This is a genomic window from Bacillus cereus group sp. BfR-BA-01408, from assembly GCF_022663305.1.
Taxonomy (GTDB): Bacteria; Bacillota; Bacilli; order Bacillales; family Bacillaceae_G; genus Bacillus_A; species Bacillus_A pacificus.
This window is the reverse complement of sequence record NZ_JAKUFF010000030.1, coordinates 20512-42064: the sequence shown is the minus strand read 5'-3', so window position 1 is coordinate 42064 and position 21553 is coordinate 20512. Positions and strand designations below refer to the sequence as shown.

The following is a 21553-nucleotide window of genomic DNA, read 5'->3' as shown; positions in this document are numbered from 1 at the left end:
TCACCTAACCGTTTCTTCGCTACGTTCTTTTGCACGCCATAAAGCAATCGCCTTTTTTAACGACTCTTTATATTCATTTTCCGGATTTGAATCAATTACAATTCCCGCTCCCGCTTGTACATGTGCTTTTCCATCTTTAGCAAGAAGTGTCCTAATCACAATATTCAATTCTGTATCTCCAGAATAACCAATCCAACCAATTGAACCTGTATAAATCCCTCGGCGAACAGGTTCTAGTTCTTCAATAATTTCCATCGTACGTATTTTCGGGGCACCAGTAATTGTCCCCCCAGGGAATACAGCCTTCACTAAATCAAAAGCATCTTTATCTTCTTCCACCTCACCACGCACATTAGAAACAATATGCATAACGTGTGAGTATTTCTCAATTACCATAAATTCATCTACTTCTACAGTGCCATATTTACAAACACGCCCTAAATCATTTCGCTCTAAATCTACAAGCATGACATGCTCTGCTCGTTCCTTTTCATTCTCAATTAATTCTCTTGCCAACTCTTCATCCTCTTGCTCATTCGCCCCTCTAGATCTCGTTCCAGCAATTGGTCTTGTACTTACTTCAGCTCCTTGTTTCTTAATTAGCAACTCCGGCGATCCACTAACAATTTGAAAATCCCCAAGCTCCAAGTAACCCATATATGGAGATGGATTAATTTCGCGAAGACTTGTATAAATTTCTAGTGGATGTGTTTGTAACGTTCTTTCTTGTCTTGTTGACAAGTTCACTTGGAACACATCACCAGCACCAATATATTCTTGAATACATTCAACTGCCTTCATAAAACCTTCTTCAGTAAAAGCAACTGCTTCACTTTTCTTTTCAGGGCACGCAAACGGCATAGTCACTTCTAGCGCTTCTGTCGTCCAAAGAACCTTCCATTCATTTAATCGTTCTTTTGCCTCTTCATGCTTATCTGCATAATGTGTAATAATCCATAATACTTTTTCTTCTTGATCATACACAAATACATCATCAAATAATAAAAAGAATATGTCAGGTATATTAATATCATCCTCGGCAAGAGAAGGAAGTTTTTCAATATAACGGATGCAATCATAACTAAAGTAGCCAATTGCACCACCTTGAAAAGGCGGGTATTCCGGATTATAATCCGTTTTCCATCGCTCCATATATTCCTGCATTAAATCTAATGGGTTTCCTTGCTTTATTGTTTCCTTACCACTTTCACTTATATGTAATGTTTTACCCTTCCCTCGGATTACCGCTACCGGGTTTAACCCCACAATGTTATAACGACCGCCACGCCCACTCTCTAACAAAATATGTTGCGGTTTATCCTTAGAAAGAAATTTATATTGCTTAAAGAAATCTAACTGATATGGAATAGAAAGCGCTAAAGATTTTCTTCGTTGCATATCAACACCCCGTCTTCTTTTATCCCACCCTCTTATATTAACCACTTCAAACTACATTCGTTATGTATATAGAAGAGTTATACTCGAAGGCTAGTGAAAATAAATTAATTATACTACCTCTTATTTTACATGAAGTTTTCTAGTCATTCACTCTTTTCCTATTTCCAATCCAAAAAGAAAAAGCATCCTTTTTCAAGGATGCTTTTTCAATCACATATATTAAGACTCAAATTGATAAAGTGGTGTACTTAAATAACGTTCACCGTTACTTGGGATAATAACAAGTACCTTTTTCCCTTTGCCTAACTTTTTCGCAATTTCTGTTGCTGCATAAATAACTGCTCCAGAAGAGATACCAACTAGAATACCTTCCTCTTTCGCCACTCTTCTTGCATATTCAAACGCTTGCTCCGTTTTCACTTGAACAATTTCATCATATACTTCTACATCCAATGTCTCTGGGATAAATCCAGCCCCAATTCCTTGGATTTTATGTGGACCTGGTTTCCCACCAGATAATACTGGTGAATCCGCAGGTTCTACTGCATAAATTTTAATATCTTTATACGCTTCCTTCAGCACTTCACCAGCACCAGTAATCGTTCCACCCGTACCAATACCTGCAATAAACGCATCTAATTGGTCGCCCATTTGTTCAACAATTTCTGGACCTGTTGTTAAACGGTGAATTTCTGGATTCGATTGATTTTTGAACTGTTGTGGTATAAAGTAACCATTCTCTTTTGCTAATTCAGTCGCTTTACGAATTGCTCCACCCATTCCTTCAGGACCTGGAGTCAATACTAATTCCGCACCGTAAGCACGTAATAAATTACGACGTTCAATACTCATTGTTTCTGGCATTACTAAAATTGCCTTATATCCTTTAGCAGCTGCTACCATCGCTAAACCAATTCCTGTGTTACCACTTGTCGGTTCAATGATTGTATCGCCTTCTTTTAATAATCCTTTTTTCTCAGCATCTTCAATCATAGCTAATGCGATACGATCTTTAACACTGCTCCCTGGATTCATAAATTCTAATTTTAAGTATATATCTGCGCTGTCTGATTCTACGATGCGGTTCAACTTAACGATCGGCGTTTTCCCGATTAATTCTGAAACTGATTGTGCCACTCGCATTCCTGTCACTCCTAACACCGAGTATTTTTATTGGTTTTATCTATATTTAGATTTTGTCAGAAAATTCCCTGTTTGTCAATGTATTTAGAGGGGGAATTGCCTTATTACAAATTCTCAATTAAATTTGTAATGTCTTCTTTAGAGAACTTGTATCGCTCATTACAGAAATGACAATGAACTTCTGTTTCTTCTTCTTCTTCACGAACTTGCTCTAACTCCGTTTTACCTAAACTAATTAACACACTCTCGATACGTTCGCGAGAGCATGTGCAATTAAATTGAACATCCATCGTTTCTAATACTTTTACCTTATCTTCTCCAAGGACTGCATACAGTAACTCTTCTGGAGAAAGCCCTTGTTCGATCAATGTTGATACAGGAGGAATCTTCTGTAAACGCTCTTCAATGAATGAAATTGTTTCTTCCTGTGCACCTGGCATAATTTGAAGAATAAATCCACCCGCTGCTAATATGCTATCATCTCCATTTACAAGGACACCAACACCTACAGAAGAAGGCGTCTGCTCAGAAACTGCAAAATAATACGTGAAGTCTTCTCCTAATTCTCCTGAAACAATTGGAGATTGACCAATAAACGGCTCACGCATACCAATATCTTTAATTACCGTTACAAATCCTTCAGTACCTACCGCCTGATATACACGTAATTTCCCTTGTTCTGTTCCTTCAAAGTCAACATGTGGATTCGTTACATAACCACGCACATCCCCATTTGCATGAGCATCTACTAAGATCGGACCAATCGGGCCATTACCTTCTACCTTAATCGTTAGCTTTTGGTCACCTTTTAACATTGCACCCATCATTGTACCTGCAGTTAAAGAACGACCAAGTGCTGCTGAAGCTGTTCTCCATGTATCATGACGTCTTTGCGCCTCACTTACCGTATTTGTAGTACGTACACTATACGCACGCACTTCACCATCAAACGCTAACGCTTTTACTAAATAATCTTTCATATTTATTTATTCACCTTTCTCATGCTGTAAATTTGCATTACGCTCATATAACATATACAAACCTTTTAATGTTAAGAATGGATCTACAACATCAATTACATTCGATTCTTCTGAAATTAATTTCGCTAATCCACCTGTTGCAATAACTTTTGGTTCTTGTTTAGCTTCCTCTTTCATGCGCTTAACAATACCTTCCACTTGTCCAACATAACCATAAAGAATACCAGATTGCATCGCACTTACCGTATTCTTCCCAACAACACTGCTTGGTTTTGTAATTTCAATACGAGGAAGTTTTGCCGCTCTACTATATAAAGCCTCTGCTGAAATCATAATTCCCGGTGTAATAACGCCACCCATATAATGCTTTTCTTCGTTAATATAACAATATGTAGTAGCCGTACCAAAATCGACAATAATAAGCGGACTTCCATATAAGTGAATTCCTGCTACTGCATTTACGATTCGATCCGCACCTACTTCACGTGGATTTTCATATTTAATATTTAGCCCCGTTTTTATTCCAGGGCCTACTACAAGCGGCTTAATTTTAAAATACTTTTCACACATGCGCTCTAAAGCAAACATAATTGGTGGTACGACTGAAGACACGATAATACCTTTCACATCTTCAAACGAAAGACCCTCATGCTCAAGCAACTGTTTTACAAGCATTCCATATTCATCTTCTGTCTTATGACGATCTGTTTCCATGCGCCAATGTTGACGAAGTTCCCCCTCTTCAAACACGCCCAGTACAGCATTTGTGTTCCCTACATCCAATACAAAAATCATATTCTCACCACTTATCTTATTTAATCTATATTTGTGCAGTATGTATAAAACTTATAAAAACATCATATCACACATACTTATATAATCAGCTTTTCTGTCCTCATCATTTTACAAAAAGATTACTCCCTATTTCAATTTTTAATACCAGATTTATTTAAATTCTTTTTCTACTTCATTTCGTTACACAAATAAAAAAAAGGAGTGACCACCGTCACTCCTTCATTTCTTACTTATCTTCTGATTCTTCATCATCCTTCTTCATGTTGATGTTTACTTTCACATCAGCTGAAGATGTTGGACGTTCTGGCAATCTGCCATAATCACATAAATGATTGATTTGCTCAGCATCTAACGTTTCTACTTCAAGTAACGTTTTTGCAATAAGATCTAACTTATCACGATTTTCAGTAAGAATGTCTTTTGCACGAGCATAACATTCTTTCATAATCGTTTGCATTTCCACATCGATGTCGTGTGCAATTGCATCACTGTAGTTTTGTTCTGAATGGAAGTCTCTTCCTAAGAACACTTGACCACCTTGTGAGCTACCAAATTGCATTGGTCCAAGCTTATCACTCATACCAAATTCCGTTACCATACGTCTTGCAATGCCAGTCGCACGTTGGAAGTCGTTGTGAGCACCTGTACTCACTTCACCAAATACAATCTCCTCGGCTACTCGACCACCAAGTAAACCAGTAATTTTATCAAGTAACTCTGGCTTTGTCATGAAGTAACGATCTTCTTTCGGAAGCATTACTGCATATCCACCAGCTTGACCACGAGGGACAATTGTTACTTTATGAACGACATCTGCTTCATCAAGAACAACACCAATTACAGTATGGCCTGCTTCATGGAAAGCAACGATATTACGTTCTTTTTCAGAGATAACACGACTTTTCTTAGCCGGACCTGCAATAACACGATCCGTTGCTTCATCAATGTCACTCATATCAATTTTCTTCTTATCTTGACGCGCAGCTACTAACGCAGCTTCGTTTAATAAGTTTTCAAGATCGGCACCAGAGAATCCCGGTGTACGAGTTGCAATTGCTCTTAAGTTGATATTCTCATCAAGCGGTTTATTACGAGCATGTACTTTCAGTACAGCTTCACGGCCATTTACATCTGGACGATCTACTGTAATTTGACGGTCAAAACGACCTGGACGTAATAATGCTGGGTCAAGAATATCAGGACGGTTTGTCGCAGCGATGATAATAATACCTTCGTTTGCACCAAAGCCATCCATTTCAACAAGTAATTGGTTCAACGTTTGCTCGCGCTCATCATGGCCACCACCAAGACCCGCACCACGTTGACGTCCTACTGCATCAATTTCATCAATGAAAATGATACAAGGAGCATTTTTCTTTGCATTTTCGAATAAATCACGTACACGTGATGCACCGACACCGACGAACATCTCTACGAAGTCAGAACCACTGATAGAGAAGAACGGAACGCCTGCCTCACCTGCAACAGCACGTGCTAATAAAGTTTTACCTGTACCTGGAGGTCCAACTAATAGAACACCCTTCGGAATACGGGCACCAACTTCAGCGAACTTACGAGGATCTTTCAAGAATTCAACTACCTCAACAAGCTCTTGTTTCTCTTCATCCGCCCCAGCAACATCTCTGAAACGAACCTTTTTCTTTTCGTCATTATATAACTTCGCCTTACTTTTCCCGAAGTTCATAACACGGCTACCGCCGCCCTGAGCTTGGTTTAACAAGAAGAAGAATAAAATGAAGATAATAACAAACGGAATGATAGAAGTAAAGAATGTTACCCAAGCACTTGTTTCTTCTGCTGGTTGATACTTAACTTCAGCACCTTGCGCTTTGTCATTAATTTTCTTTTGTAATTCCTCAGTATTTGGTGCGTAAGTAACAAATTGTTCTCCTTGGCTAGAGTTGTTAAATTGTCCTTTTACCTCAAACACACCATTTTTCGGTTGAAGTTGCACATTACGAACTTCACCTTTTTCTAGTTTAGTAATGAATTTATCGTAGCTAACTGATGTCGTTTTTTGTGTCGAACCATTAAAATAGCTCACGATTCCAATTACTACTAGGAATATCAGTAAATAAAAGATGGTATTACGGAAGATACGATTCATTCCTAACCTCCTCTCACGGCATAAACACTATAGTAAATCGTAACATAGAAAAACTTTCCTATACAATTGTGACGCCTGTATTTAATTAATTTGAGTAAACGCTTGGTTTTAATACTCCTACATAAGGAAGATTACGGTACTGCTCTTTATAATCTAATCCATACCCTACAACAAATTCATGCGGTACAGTAAATCCAACATAATCCGCTTTCAAATCTACCTTACGGCCTGTTGGTTTATCTAATAACGTAACAATTTTTACAGACTTCGCTTTACGATATTTAAATAGGTCTACTAAGTAGCTTAGCGTAAGACCACTATCAATAATATCTTCAACGATTAAAATATCGCGACCTTCTACAGAAGTATCAAGGTCTTTTAAAATTTTCACTTCGCCTGTTGAAACAGTTGAGTGACCGTAACTAGATACAGCCATAAAATCCATTTCAAGATATGTATCTGTTCTCTTTAATAAATCTGCCATGAATGGCATTGCACCCTTTAGTACACCAATCGCAAGAGGTACTGTATTTTTATAATCCTCTGCAATAATTGCGCCTAATTCGAGCACCTTTTCTTGTATTTGCTCTTCAGAAATTAATACTTTTTCGATATCTTGATTCATCATTTCATTATCCTCCCGGAAGACTCCTTGCTTTTGTAGTGAATAATCATATATTTATCCTTCTTTGCTGTCTCTTTCGAGATAGCAAATGCAGATCGCTTCAACAAGGGTAACCAAATAACATTCCCTCTTGCATCACAAACGACCGGCCATTCTTCTCTTTTTTCTCTTGGTACTTTCGCTTCGATAAAAATAGCTTTTATCTTTTTGGTGCCATTCATACCTTGTATTGACATGCGATCTCCATTTTCTCTAGAACGAATACGAAGTGGATATGATATATCATTATACTTAGCAACAAAAACTGTTTCATTCATGTTACTTGGTATATCTTCGCTCACCTCTGTTACAAGCTTATCCCCGTTCGATAGCGTAATTGTCCCGGGCACTGATAAATCTTGTAAAAAAGGGGAAACAATTTCTTGTTTAAATCCAAAGCTGCACTCCTCGTATGCGCGAACAATTTTTAAATCACCTGGGAAATCAAGTGAACCCGAAGGTTGTGTCCGCTTAAAAAACTCAATCACTTTGTCAATATGTATAGAGGAAAGAGAAGATGGAATCTTATATTCATAAAGATAGTTTAATATTAGTTGAATCCCTCTTCTTTGTAAAGGCATAGACATGGATTCAAAGGCAGGAATTGATAAGCTAATTTGTTTATCACTTTTTTTTGTAATTACTTTATTCATTTTCTCAAAAGCTAATTCCTGCAAATACGCCTCATCCTCTTGCATCTGCATGCTAAATTTTTGGAATTTCTCATGCACTTGTGGATTTTCTTCTTTCAAATGAGGAAGAACATATTTACGTAATCGATTCCTTGTATATACTTCCTTTTTATTACTTGGATCTATACGAGGAATTATTTTTAACTTATGACAGTAATCAACAATCTCTTCCTTCGTTACTCCAAGTAACGGCCTAATTAAATACCCATTATGAAAAGGACGCTTCACTGCAATGCCTGCATATCCTTTCGGAGTACTCCCTCGTACAAGGCGCATTAAAATTGTCTCTACTTGATCATCACCATGATGTCCAAGAGCTACATACCTCGCATCATATTTCTTCATTATTCTTTCCAAAAATGCATATCTGCATTCTCTAGCAGCAACTTGTGCATTCATCCCGTATTGCTGTTGATATTGCGACACATTAATCCTTATCGTTTCGCAAATAACTCCTAGCTCTTTACAAAGGTCTTGCACAAACTGTAGGTCCTCATGAGATTCATCACCTCGAAACATATGATCCACATGCGCCACTACAATCTCAAACTGTTTTGCTGCTCTTTTTTCTAACAAATAATATAGAAGAGCCACAGAGTCAGGACCACCAGAAACACCTACAACAATTGTTGAGCGTTCCTTTAATACATCATGCTGCTTTACAAAGTCATCTACCTTTTCAACAAATGTATCTTTCAACTTCGTAATCACCTTTCATTAAACAAGAACAGCAACGTTAGTTACCTTGTTTATAATGGTACAACTTTTACAAACATTGTGCAAAAAAAAGATATACAAAAATTACATTTTTATCTTACATCATTCGTACATATTCACAAAAATAATAATATTATCTTTTAAAGCAAAAAAACCTAGGCATCCACCTAGGTTTTTAGAAAGAAACATCATATTTCAAGTTTCACTTTATTGCGCTTGCATTCCTACAATTGGAATGGTAGCCCACTTCGGCATATTTTTCTTCACTTTCGCTACTACAATAGTCATATCATCATTTATATAACCATCGCCAGATCGAATCACCTCTTCCATAATGATATCAGCAATTTCTTGCGGGTCTTCAGTTTGTAATTCTTTAATTTTCCGCTTCATCCATAATTCATGATTCTCCACATGCTGCGCGCCCTCAAAAATCCCATCACTCATCATAATAAGAATATCACCTGTTTTTAATTGCTCACCCACTACATCAACTTCAACATCCTCAATAATTCCCATTGGTAAATTACTTGCTTCAATTTTCAAAATATTATTTGCGCGTTTAACAAAACTCGGCGTCGATCCAATCTTTAAAAACTTCGCACTCGCATCCCGCAAATCTACCATAGCTAAGTCTAATGTCGTAAACATCTCTTCTGTTGTTCTTAAAGAAAGAATAGAGTTAATAGATTTAATCGCTATCTCCTCATCAATGCCTGACTGAAGTATTTTTTGTAATAATTTCACTGTTTCTTTACTCTCCATATGAGCTCTTTGCCCATTTCCCATGCCATCACTAATTGCAAGGGCATATTTCCCAACACTTAAATCCATCATTGCATAAGAATCACCCGAAACAAACCCACCGCCTTTCGCGGCTGTGGCCAAGCCGGTATCAAGGGAATACGTTTTTGCTGAACCAAATGATATTAAACTGTGGCCGTTCGGATAAGAAGATTTTTCTTCATGTTTCACAACTATGTTTTCCTTCAGGATATCAGAAAGCATTGGTGCAACTAATTTTTCACACTCTCCATGTTCATTAGATGCAACTGGAATCAACATTTCAATATCAATACTTCCTCTATCTAAACAATAAATATCAACATGCTCTATTTCTACACCAAAATCACGAAATGCTTGCAGAATCTGCTCTTCCTGTACTTGATGATTTTCTCTTTCCCTTTGTATCTCCTTGGCAAAATCCTCCATAACTTTTGATACACCTAACAATTGCTCTGCTACTATTCTACGATTTTCTTTCATTTGTTTTCGTAATTTTTGTCCCTCATAGAAGTGATCTAATTCACCTGCTACTAAATCCGTCACTTTCTTTCCTCTCACACAATGCTTGTCCCATTCACGAACTAACTTCCGATTATGCTGCAGAGTTCCTTCTTCTGTTTCGCTCATTATTTGTTTCATATAATCATACGTTTTATCGAAATTAACTACCCAGCATTGGTCCTTTTTAAAACATGTTTGACATGTTTTTGCAGTAATTGTACTTAAAAACAAATCTGCCTCCGTCTCTTTATCTTCCTCCTCCACATATCCATATACAGAAAAGCTATTAGATAAAGCAGCAAATACATTGGCAAATTGATTGATTTTATTCGCTGTAACATCACGCATCCTTCTTAAATACTGTTGTTGATCTTGCGAATGCTCCTGTGTACCTGGCATAAATTTAGCAATACGATCCATAACAAGTTTCGGTGTTAATAAAAAGAAAGCAATCGCCACACCAGATTCAATTAAAGTTGTCACAATGTTTGTTTGCTTGTCTACATATAGCGTAATCAAGCTTGTCCCAATTAATAAACCTAAACTAACACCTAAGCGTTTCCCTTCTTTTAACAAACCACCAAGCAATCCAGAAAAAGCAAGCAGACTAAGTTGGGACAAACTAGAGACATTTGCTAAGCTTAATATTAACCCAGTGACGACCCCTACTGTAGATCCTGTAGCCGCTCCTGCGATAAACGCAAACACAAGCACTAAATACCTAGTAAAAATATGTTGAATAGAAGCGTCATATATGAACCAATCTGTTGTACCAGTTAAAACAGATGCTAGTAATATAATTAAACAAACAATTTCTTCTGTCTCTAACGCTTGTTGTTTCCCTTTTCTTTCTACTAAAAGCGGGACACTTTGTAAAAATATCATAGTTAATACGAAGCTAAGCCCTGCCTCAATCGTACTAACGAGTAAATCGTACATGGTAACAGTTTGTTGTGCAAAATATACGACAACTAAATGTGCAGTTAATGCGGAGATAAATACTTGGAATGGTACAAGTCCAACAGTTTTACGTGTAAACCGACTAAAGAAGATATTATAAATGAAGAAAGTAAAAATAGATGCAAAGGTAAAGAATAAATTATCTATCGAAACTGAAAGTGCGCCCCCCATTAGAGCCAAGAACGCGAGCGGCATTTTATCCCGCTTCATAACATAAACAGCAGCAAAAAACGGCAGTGCAAACGGTAAAATGTTTGTTAATATATATGCTCGTCCCAAAAGAAAACCAATAACAACAATAATAAATCCCCATCTAAAGAAAACTTGCTCAAACTTCATTCGCAACTTACTCGTCCACTTTACTCCTCCAAGCTGACCTTCATTCATTGCCAATGCACTTGTATTCATAGTATTCCTTCCTGCTTTAGGCATATTTTTAACACCACCTGCATAGTTTAATTACTGTCATTATAAAAGATGATTATTGGGATTTTTGTCAAAACAACAGTTTTCACTTTTATAATCGTTCGACTTTTTATTCGAAATAACTCTACATATATACACAGTATGTATTTTATTTTTAATATTTTAATCGAACATTCAGAAAATATAGGGTGATTTTGTAGAAGTGTTGTATGTCTTAATTTATTTAACAAAAAAAGATCATGCGCATTTGCATGATCTTTTTAGATGACCCGTACGGGATTCGAACCCGTGTTACCGCCGTGAAAGGGCGGTGTCTTAACCACTTGACCAACGGGCCGTTAAATTAAATATAGCGGCGGAGGGGATCGAACCCCCGACCTCACGGGTATGAACCGTACGCTCTAGCCAGCTGAGCTACACCGCCATGTCGTCTTATTTAACGGACAATTAGTATCTTACCTCAGATATAATTTAAAGTCAACACATCTTGAAAACTTTTTTAAAAATATATTTTCACATATAAAAAAGCACCCTGAGCAATCGCCCTGGGCACCTCTCTATATTCTAAGAATTAAACGTTCTTATTATCCGCGACGTGCGCCACGGCCACCACGTTTAGATTCAGTGTTACGCTTTAAAGAAGTTAAACGATCTTCACTGTCCTTTAAGAAACGTGCCATCTTTTGCTCGAATGTTTCTTTTGGAGCGCGGTCGTTACCGCCACCACGGTTATCTCTGTTGAAAGAACGATTACGTTGTGGACGTCCAGAACGTTGTTGATCACCACCGCGTTGGTATTCACCACGTGGACGATCTCCTTCTGTTTTTTCACGCTCTTTCGCTTTTTTAATAGATAGACCGATCTTACCATCTTTTTCAACGTTAATAACTTTTACTTCTACTTGGTCGCCCACTTTTAAGTGATCGTTAATATCTTTCACATAATTATCAGCAACTTCACTAATATGAACAAGACCCGTTAAGCCTTCTGGCAGCTCCACAAAAGCCCCAAAATTTGTAATACCTGTTACTTTACCCTGTAACTTGCTGCCTACCTCGATTGACATAAAAAAAATGCTCCTCCTTAGTGGTTAAAAAGTCAAATTTTACTTTATTATATATAATCCTAAAATATAGTGTCAATAAGACATACTCTACTTAGAAACAGGAAAAATTATCTCCCCTTTTCCAGAGAAGAAATAATCCCTTCTAGCAATCTTTAATACGTACTCTTCATCATTTAACTTTTGAACTTCGTCTTTTAGACTCTTTTCTTTGTTCGTTAATGAATCCAGTTCTTTTTTCATGTCCTTAACTTTTGCTTCTTTTGCTTTAATGGAACTGTTTTGTTGATAAAACGTTACACTAATACTCGCAATAATTGTAAAAGCAAAGACAAGAAAAACCGCTAAACGGCGATAAAGTCGCTTCCTGTTCTCATCCGTTTGTATTATATGCTCTTTAACAGGATTTGGACTCTGTTTTTCGATTGTTCTTTGTCTCAGTTCCCTCATTTCCGAGGTCCCCCTAACTTCTTTTTTATACGCTCCCATAATTGGAAGATATGTCCCTTCAATTTTGCTATATATTGCAGGAACCCTACATGCTTCATTATAAAAAGTTTAACACGATTAGGGAGAAGTTTCCATATGAGCGAAGCAATAAATCGAACAGGCCAGAAAAAAACTTTCCATATGAAAAGTAATATCCAAATCACCATTTTCCATAACACATGTCCAATTGAAAGCAGTATACGAAATAAGAATAATATAAATGCAATAAATAGCTGCGCTATAATAATAACAGGTTTTATCATGAGTAGCTGTATAATTTGAACAAAAAAGTGTGTTGTTTGCACAAAAATATAGATGAGAAAATTTAACAGTCTCATGTATATTGCTTTCAACATGCTTTGATATGCCGCAAAACCACATAATAATGCTAAAAATACATATATACGTAGTTCAGCTTCATTTACAAGAAGCAATACGTAAAAAACGAATAATGCTTGGACAATCCAAAATAGTATATCATGTATAAATACAATCCAACGCTTACGTTCTTGACGTTTTAAAAATCGTTGGTATGTATCTAAAGACGCTCCAATCCAAGCACCCATTCCGATCATTGAGAGCATCGTATACAACTGAATTGTTAGACTCATTTAAACAACTTACTAAAGAAGCCTTTAGTTTTCTCCCCTTGATTCTCATCAATATACAGCATCTCATGAACTTTCCCTTTAATCGATACAACACCTTTTTCTACATCTAAATTTTTCATTTGCAAATTTTGACCACGAATTGTTAAAAAGCCCATTACAGTCTCAAGTAAAAACTCTTCGCTATCAAAACTCTCTACCTGCTTTACACCGGTAATATCAATTACACGTCTGCCACGCATAATAATATCATGCTCTACAGAAACATTTTGTTGATTAGAAGACATAGGTGAGTAACCATTATTCACGTAAATCCCCCCATACATTTATACTAGCTAATAGTAATGTATGAAGGGATAATCGATTTTAGAACAAGCCTTCTTCGGCCTTTACTTTTTCTTCACGAACTAAGCTATACATATTTGCTGCATCTTCTTTTTTAGTCGTTTCTTTCAATTCATTTATTTTTACAGTTACTATTTTTTGACCAAAACGAATTGTTAATTCATCAGCTACTTTCACATCCGAACTCGCTTTTGCCACTTGACCGTTAATGGATATTCTTCCTTGATCAGCTACTTCTTTCGCCAATGTTCTTCTTTTAATTAAACGTGATACTTTTAAAAACTTATCTAGACGCATATTAAATCCCCCTATTAACGCTCTGTTTGTTTTGCCTCTTCCCAGAAAACATCTAACTGCTCTAATGATAAATCTTGCATCTCTTTATTCATTTCAGCTACCTTTGCTTCCATGTATAAAAAACGACTGACGAATTTCTCATTTGTTGAACGTAACGCTTCTTCTGGATCTATTTTATAATGACGAGCTATATTAACAAACGCAAATAGTAAATCGCCAAATTCACTTAACATCTTCGCCTCATCCATGTTTGCGACTTCTTGTTGGAACTCTTGCCATTCTTCTAAGGCTTTCTCTATCATCGGCTGTACATCCACCCAATCGAAACCAACCTTACCAGCTTTTTTCTGGATTTCATAAGCGCGTAGTAACTGCGGCAAACTTTTTGGAACTCCATTTAAAACAGATTCTTTTACAAACCCTTTTTCTTGTTTTTTAATTTCTTCCCAATTGGCAATTACTTCATCGGCATTATTTACATCCGTATTCCCAAATACATGCGGATGACGACGAACCATTTTCTCAGATAAAGTTCGAATAATATCATCTATAGAGAACCAACCTTCGTCCTCTCCGATTTGGGCATGAAGCATAACTTGTAATAATACATCACCCAGTTCTTCTACTAAGTGATCATCATCCTCTTCATCAATTGCTTCTAACACTTCATACGCTTCCTCAATTAAATACTTCTTTAAAGATTGATGTGTTTGCTTTTTATCCCACGGACAACCATTTGGACCACGAAGGTCTGCAATAATTTCTCGAAGTACATCAAACTGTTGATATAAGGACGCACGTTCCTGAACTGGTGGTACATATACACTCGTTAAGTTATTCAACTCCGTTTCATGATCTAACATGTACAACGGCACCTTTTTCACTTGCTCAAATGAAGTCCCCGCAGCTGTTACGATATACACTTCATAATCATCTGGCAGCATCTCCATTAATGTTAATTTCACATCTGATGCAACGAATGCGTCATATACTTGGCAAAAGATTAAGTGTTGACGTAATTCTAATTGTCCTCTTTCAAATGATGTGGCGTCAATTAATTGGAACCCTTCAATCGGATCAATCTTAAGACTTGCAAACATAGGATCAAGGAAACTTTGCCCACCTTCAATTCGCACTTCAACATTCGCTACTTCACTTTTTTCCAATAGTAGCTGAACCGTTCTTTCCGCTACAAGCGGATGCCCTGGAACAGCATAGATGATTTCTGTATCTTCAGCTTGTTCTAACAATGTATTCGCAATTGTTTCATATACAATTTCAAATGTATCATGTGCTTCATATACATTGTCAAAGGCAGTATATTGTATACCTTCTTTCTCCAACTCTTCTATAACGGGATGTTCCTTCGTTCTAACAAACATGTGATCTGCTTCTTTTATTTTTCGATATACACCCATCGTTAACTGATCTAATTCACCAGCACCTAATCCTAAAATAGTAATGATTCCACTCACAACCTGCCACCTCTATCCACTCTTCTTCAATGAACCTTCTTTTTTCTCTTTTTTCATAACGGTTCCTATTTCCGCTTTTGTAAATACACGTAATTTTAAAATGAAAAACATATATGCCAATCCGCCGATGGCTACACCTAACAACGCCTCAAGTGTTGCAACACCTCTATGACTTGTATCCATCACTAATCCAGACATTTGCAATACACGCATAAACATCATTAGTACAAATCCCATACCGATACCACTAATAACTACACCTAACATATTCCGTTTGTCGATAAGCGATTCGGATACAGCTCGCATAAGTAATACACTATTTAGTATAGAAATTACAATTAACGCAACTAGCGTCGCAATTGCAGCTCCCTTCACACTAAAATATGGCATTAATATATAATTTAAAGCTAACTTTAAACAACCGCCAAATATAACGAATATTGCTGGTTTTAATGTTTGTCCTAACCCTTGCAAAATAGAAGCAGTTGTAATCGACAATGAACTAAATAAAATAGATAAAGATAAAATAGATAAAACATCTGACCCATCACTATTTTCAAACAACATAATATTCGTAGGTTGGATAATACAAGTTAATCCAATGGCTGCTGCAAATCCGATAACAAATGTTATTTTCATCGCTAACCTTACCTTTTCTCGAATAAAGGTAAGATCTCCTCTTTCCTTCGCTGCTGTAATAATTGGAATAAGCGACAACGAGAAGGAAGTTGTCACGACAGTACCTAATTGCATAAGCGGGATACTTCTGTCATAAACACCTTTTAACACCTTTGCACTTTCAGCTGGCTCTCCCGCTCCAATAAGTAGAGAATAGAAAGAAATAGAATCAGCCATTTGTATAAAAATAAGCACTAAGTTACTAACACAAATCGCTAACCCCTGCCAAAACAGGATTTTTATAATCTTCTTTTTCCCTTTAATCCTCTTTACACTTTTGAAGAATATAGAACGAAAGTCATGACGCATATAAAGTATAAGTACGATAATCCCAATCAATCCACCTGCGATTGAACCGAGCATAGCACCTGCACCAACTGTATATAAATCAAATTCGTGAGCAATTAGGAATAGAGATAAAAATACAATAATAGAAACACGAATCGTTTGTTCTATCACTTGCGAAACAGCTGTTGGCATCATATTATTGAATCCCTGGAAATATCCTCTTGCTACAGATAAAAACGGCATCAATATGAATGAAAAGGAGATAACGCGTAATAGCTTATCTAAGTGTATATCGCCCATAGCTATCGCAATTGCTTCGGCACCAAAGAACAATGTAAAAAATCCTATGAAACCAATACCTAATAAAAACCAAAAAGATACACAAATAATTTCCTCTGCTTCTTGTTTTTTCCCTCGCTCTAATCGTTCCGCAACCATTTTTGAAATTATAATAGGGAACCCATAAGTAGCTAAAATTAAACAAAATCCATAAAATGGATAAATTTGTTGGTAAATATAAAAACCAACGTCACCCGCTATATTTTGATATGGAATACGGTAAAAGGCGCTTAATACCTTTGTAACAAAACTTGCGATTGTTAATATAATAGCCCCACGCCAAAAGGCTTGATACTTCTTCGATTCCATGCAAGAAAACTCCTTTTTCTATTCTCACCCCTCGTATTATATCATAAAGAAAAGGACAAGCTTCCTTACCTACACAAGTAAGAATACGTTCGTGCAACGCTAGAAATATTCAATGAAAAAAGGTAGCAAAGCGCTACCTTTTTTCAATATACATATATCTCCAAATAATTGATTTCTCAAGAAGAAATATCATAATTAGGAAAGATTGCTACTTCTAAAACCATACACCTTTACTGTTCCATTTGTTTCGCTAAGAAACTGGCAGCAGTATTGACCGCCTTGTGCTCTATTTCGCTTATAATCGCTTCTTTTGAAAAAATAATGACAGCCCCAATTGGGTCTCCATTTGCAACAATCGGCCCAACTGTATAAGAATGAACCTTTTCTGTTACACCATCAATAATGGAAATATCACTTTCGTCCGTCATAATAACAGACTTTCTTTCTTCCATCGTTTTTTCAATTAGATCGCCAACGCTTTTATTTAAGTATTCTTTTTTTGATACACCTGATACTGCGATAATAGAATCTCGATCACATACAAGCACATTATGTCCTAAGCTATCATATAAAGCATCTGCATATTCTTTTGCAAAATCACCTAGCTCGCTAATTGGAGAATATTTCTTTAAAATTACTTCTCCATCGCGATCTACAAATATTTCTAGTGGGTCCCCTTCTCGAATACGTAAAGTTCTACGAATTTCCTTCGGGATTACTACCCTACCTAAATCATCAATTCGACGTACGATTCCAGTTGCTTTCATTCTAATGCTGCCTCACTTTCTACTGATGATCAAAGTGGTGAATTTACCTGTTCATGTAAAAATCACCAACTGTTAGACATAGTATTTTACACATTAGTTCTTCTATGCACGTCGAATTGCATTTTTTTATCTAATATTAGGCATTTATGACTTCTTTTTTTACATCTGGCAAGCCTTTTAATAAATTTTCAGCAATTGTTAACCACTTCGATGTCTCTAAGCCATTTGTTTTCATGACGATTTTCAATTGTGATCCTTCCATTCCTAGACCGATCATTCGTCCAAAACTATTTCCAAGCATGAATAATTTTCCGCCATCAATGTTTTGACTCGCTTGTTCTGAGAACAGAATTGTTACTTCAAATTTATTTTGCTTAATTAATTCAATTTGTTCTTTCATTGCTAGTACTTTAATATTTGCGATTTGTAATAAGTAACCAACTTCTTGCGGGTAATCACCAAATCTATCTATCATCTCTTCCTGCAACTCTTCAATATCCTCAATTGCAGAAACACCTCTAAACTGTTTATACATCATAATTTTTTGTTTACTATCAGAAATATAAGCATCCGGTAAATATGCATCTACTTCTAAATCAATTTCAACATTAACTGTATTTTCAACTCCGTCTGTTCCTCTACGCTGTTCAATTGCATCTTTTAACATTTGAGAATATAAATCAAATCCGACAGAATCAATAAATCCATGTTGTTCGGCTCCTAACAAGTTACCAGCACCACGAATTGATAAATCTCGCATCGCAATTTTGAAACCAGATCCAAGCTCTGTGAACTCCTTAATGGCTTGCAGGCGCTTCTCCGCAACTTCCGATAACACTTTATCCCGTTTGTATGCAAAGTAAGCATATGCAACACGATTAGAACGTCCAACACGCCCACGAAGCTGATACAACTGCGATAATCCCATACGATCTGCATCAAATACAATTAATGTATTTACATTTGGAATATCTACACCCGTCTCAATAATCGTTGTACTTACAAGAACATCATGCTGTCCTTCTAAAAACGATAGCATAACAGACTCTAATTCACTCTCGTTCATTTTCCCATGTGCATAAGTTACACGCGCATCTGGAACTAACATCGAAATTTCATCTGCTTTTCGTTCGATATCCTCTACACGATTATATAGGAAGTAAACTTGACCACCTCTTGCAAGCTCCCGTTCTATCGCTTCTCGCATTAATGCTGGATTATACTCTACTACATATGTTTGAACCGGGAAACGATTTTCCGGCGGCGTCTCAATAACAGATAAATCACGCACACCAAGCATAGACATATGGAGCGTACGCGGAATCGGAGTTGCCGTTAGTGTTAATACGTCAACATTTGCTTTTAATTGTTTAATTTTTTCTTTATGCGTTACACCAAATCTTTGTTCTTCATCAATAATAAGAAGACCTAAATCTTTATAAGTAACATCTTTAGATAAAATACGGTGCGTTCCGATTACAATATCTACTGTGCCATCTTTTAAACCTTTAATTGTTTCATTTTGCTGCTTTCTCGTACGGAATCTACTTAATAATCCTATATTGATTGGATAATCTTGAAAACGCTCTCGAATTGTTTCATAGTGTTGTTGTGCAAGGATCGTTGTCGGCACTAAAATTGCAACTTGTTTTTCATCCATAATTGCTTTAAACGCCGCACGAATAGCTACTTCCGTCTTTCCATATCCTACATCACCACAAAGAAGCCTATCCATCGGACGTCCGCGTTCCATATCCTTTTTAATCTCTTCAATAGAACGTAATTGATCCTCTGTCTCTTGATACGGGAAAGAGGACTCGAATTCTTGTTGTTCTGCCGTATCCGGTGTATATGCATAACCCTTTGAAGCTTCGCGCTCAGCATATAGTTTAATTAGGTCATCCGCAATGTCTTGTACAGATTTTTCAACTTTCGTTTTGACCTTCTTCCAATCATTTCCACCCAATTTATAAACTTTCGGATCCTTACCCTCAGATCCTACATATTTTTGCACTTGGTCAATTTGTTCAATTGGAACGTATAACTTATCATTACCTTGATATTTAATATTCAAATAATCTTTATGAACACCGTTAATCTCTAATGTTTCAATACCTAAGAATTTACCTATACCATGATTTACATGAACTACATAATCCCCAACTTTTAATTCCGAATAACTTTTAATACGTTCAGCATTCGATAACTTTTGCTTACGTTGTGATTTTTTAACTTTCTTATGAAAAAGCTCTTTTTCAGTAATGACAACAAGCTTTTGCATCGGCATTTCAAATCCTGCATGTAAATCACCTACAGCAATTTGTAACCTTCCAGGCAATAATATATCTGTGCCTTCTACAATATCTGCCTCAATATCATAATCACTTAAAATATGTTGTAGTTTTTTCACACGTTCATCATCTGTACCTAACACAACAGTCGTAAAATGCCCTTCGTTCCATCTATCAATTTCAGTTTTCAACAACTGCATCTGCCCATGGAAATCTTGCATTGTTTTACATGTCACATTCACAATGTTTTGCGGATGTGTATGTGCTATATGACGTAAGAATAACGTTAAATATACAAAACTTCTTTTTTTATGATGAAGAAATTCTTCAAACGAATGAGAGAAAGATAAATCTTGAATAATTGTTCCCTCACCGAGAAGGGATATATACCATTCCGCCTCTTCCGTTTCAAGATGTGATGCTGTTTCTTGAATACGTGAAATCTCATCTAAAATAACAACACCATCTTCTGGTAAATAATCTATCAGACTAGCAGGTTCATTATAGAAAATAGATAAATATTTAAACATCTGTTCTATACTTTGCCCGTTTTTTAACATCTCAATTTCATGACTTACCGTCTCAAGCACTGTAGTCTTCAACTTATCATCAGAAAGTTTTTGCATCGTCTTAGTCAGACCTTCTTCAAGATGCTTAATTCCTGATTTCAATTCTTCCTGCGAAAATAAAAACTCTGTTGCTGGACCAAATCTAACACTTTCTTTTTTATCTTGAGAGCGCTGTTCATCCACATCAAATAATCGAATAGAATCGACTTCTGTATCGAAAAATTCAATACGAAATGGTAACTCTTCAGTTAGTGGATATATATCTAATATTCCCCCACGCAAACTAAATTCTCCAGGAGCTTCTACCATAGACTTACGCTCATAGCCGATATGATGTAAAGTATGCAAAAATGTATCTAAATCAATCTCTTGCCCTAGACTGATTTCGATTTGCCTTTGCTTCCACAACTCTTTCATTGGTAAAAATCTGCGTAGTCCTGCAACTGGTGCTACAATAATCCCGTGCTCTCCTGCAGCTAAGCGATTTAACACTTCAATACGTTGCGCCTTCAATTCTGGGCTTGCAACACCAAGTTCTGATGCTATCAATTCATTTACTGGATATAGCCATACATCTTTTTCACCAAGTAACGCCACTAAATCTTCATGTACTTTTTGTGCTTGATATAAATTATGCGTCACAATAAGTTGTGATTTTTTTGTTTTTTTATATAAGGCCGCCATTAATAACGAACGAGAAGAGGTTGCCATACCTGATACAAGTTGCTCTTTTAAACCATCTTCTAATCCATTAATGACCGATTGGATCTCTTCATTTTTATAAAATTGCTCTAATAAACCTATCATTTTCAAAACCCCTCTCAACATAAAAGAGCAAGCCACT

At 36.5% G+C, this 21553-nt stretch carries 17 protein-coding genes and 2 tRNA genes; all 19 read right to left on the bottom strand.

Features of this window, described 5'->3' with window-relative positions; genetic code table 11:
- Window positions 1-1398: an aminodeoxychorismate synthase component I gene (pabB, locus tag MR083_RS14440; protein WP_242269488.1), complete on the bottom strand. Its 1398-nt coding sequence runs from the start codon at window positions 1396-1398 to the stop codon at window positions 1-3.
- A gap of 219 nt (window positions 1399-1617) precedes the next feature.
- The gene (gene cysK / locus MR083_RS14435; protein WP_001261701.1) at window positions 1618-2541 is read right to left on the bottom strand and encodes a cysteine synthase A; all 924 of its coding nucleotides are present in this window, start codon (window positions 2539-2541) and stop codon (window positions 1618-1620) included.
- A gap of 104 nt (window positions 2542-2645) precedes the next feature.
- The gene (gene hslO / locus MR083_RS14430) at window positions 2646-3521 is read right to left on the bottom strand and encodes a redox-regulated molecular chaperone HslO (RefSeq protein ID WP_000656366.1); all 876 of its coding nucleotides are present in this window, start codon (window positions 3519-3521) and stop codon (window positions 2646-2648) included.
- Window positions 3522-3527: 6 nt separating this feature from the next.
- Window positions 3528-4316: a type III pantothenate kinase gene (locus tag MR083_RS14425; RefSeq protein WP_000578367.1), complete on the bottom strand. Its 789-nt coding sequence runs from the start codon at window positions 4314-4316 to the stop codon at window positions 3528-3530.
- A 226-nt stretch (window positions 4317-4542) separates the two neighbouring features.
- Window positions 4543-6444, bottom strand: a complete 1902-nt coding sequence (gene ftsH / locus MR083_RS14420; protein WP_001079658.1) for an ATP-dependent zinc metalloprotease FtsH — start codon at window positions 6442-6444, stop codon at window positions 4543-4545.
- Between the two features lie 85 nt (window positions 6445-6529).
- Window positions 6530-7072, bottom strand: coding sequence for a hypoxanthine phosphoribosyltransferase (gene hpt / locus MR083_RS14415; protein WP_000981838.1), 543 nt, complete (start codon window positions 7070-7072; stop codon window positions 6530-6532).
- Window positions 7069-8499, bottom strand: a complete 1431-nt coding sequence (tilS, locus tag MR083_RS14410; RefSeq protein ID WP_000655454.1) for a tRNA lysidine(34) synthetase TilS — start codon at window positions 8497-8499, stop codon at window positions 7069-7071. The genes hpt and tilS overlap by 4 nt, the downstream gene beginning before the upstream one ends.
- 225 nt (window positions 8500-8724) lie before the next feature.
- A complete protein-coding gene (gene spoIIE, locus MR083_RS14405) occupies window positions 8725-11196 on the bottom strand; it encodes a stage II sporulation protein E (RefSeq protein WP_001123528.1) in 2472 nt (823 codons plus the stop codon).
- Between the two features lie 259 nt (window positions 11197-11455).
- Window positions 11456-11527 (bottom strand) — tRNA-Glu (locus tag MR083_RS14400).
- A 13-nt stretch (window positions 11528-11540) separates the two neighbouring features.
- Window positions 11541-11614 (bottom strand) — tRNA-Met (locus MR083_RS14395).
- Between the two features lie 160 nt (window positions 11615-11774).
- Window positions 11775-12257: a S1 domain-containing RNA-binding protein gene (locus tag MR083_RS14390; protein WP_000021452.1), complete on the bottom strand. Its 483-nt coding sequence runs from the start codon at window positions 12255-12257 to the stop codon at window positions 11775-11777.
- A gap of 87 nt (window positions 12258-12344) precedes the next feature.
- On the bottom strand, window positions 12345-12704 hold the full coding sequence (divIC, locus tag MR083_RS14385; RefSeq protein ID WP_001208736.1) for a cell division protein DivIC: 360 nt from the start codon (window positions 12702-12704) through the stop codon (window positions 12345-12347).
- On the bottom strand, window positions 12701-13354 hold the full coding sequence (gene yabQ / locus MR083_RS14380; protein WP_000059762.1) for a spore cortex biosynthesis protein YabQ: 654 nt from the start codon (window positions 13352-13354) through the stop codon (window positions 12701-12703). The genes divIC and yabQ overlap by 4 nt, the downstream gene beginning before the upstream one ends.
- Complete coding sequence (gene yabP, locus MR083_RS14375; RefSeq protein ID WP_001059101.1) at window positions 13351-13659, bottom strand: sporulation protein YabP; 309 nt, start codon at window positions 13657-13659, stop codon at window positions 13351-13353. Before yabP ends, yabQ begins: the two co-directional genes overlap by 4 nt.
- Window positions 13660-13717: 58 nt before the next feature.
- Complete coding sequence (locus tag MR083_RS14370) at window positions 13718-13993, bottom strand: RNA-binding S4 domain-containing protein (protein WP_001234876.1); 276 nt, start codon at window positions 13991-13993, stop codon at window positions 13718-13720.
- Window positions 13994-14007: 14 nt separating this feature from the next.
- Window positions 14008-15468: a bifunctional methyltransferase/pyrophosphohydrolase YabN gene (gene yabN, locus MR083_RS14365; protein ID WP_000014256.1), complete on the bottom strand. Its 1461-nt coding sequence runs from the start codon at window positions 15466-15468 to the stop codon at window positions 14008-14010.
- A 12-nt stretch (window positions 15469-15480) separates the two neighbouring features.
- Window positions 15481-17082 (bottom strand): putative polysaccharide biosynthesis protein, encoded by a 1602-nt coding sequence (locus MR083_RS14360; RefSeq protein ID WP_000444153.1) that lies wholly within the window; start codon window positions 17080-17082, stop codon window positions 15481-15483.
- A gap of 230 nt (window positions 17083-17312) precedes the next feature.
- On the bottom strand, window positions 17313-17849 hold the full coding sequence (spoVT, locus tag MR083_RS14355) for a stage V sporulation protein T (protein ID WP_000648302.1): 537 nt from the start codon (window positions 17847-17849) through the stop codon (window positions 17313-17315).
- Window positions 17850-17985: 136 nt separating this feature from the next.
- A complete protein-coding gene (mfd, locus tag MR083_RS14350; protein WP_000579716.1) occupies window positions 17986-21516 on the bottom strand; it encodes a transcription-repair coupling factor in 3531 nt (1176 codons plus the stop codon).
- Between the last annotated feature and the right edge of the window lie 37 nt (window positions 21517-21553).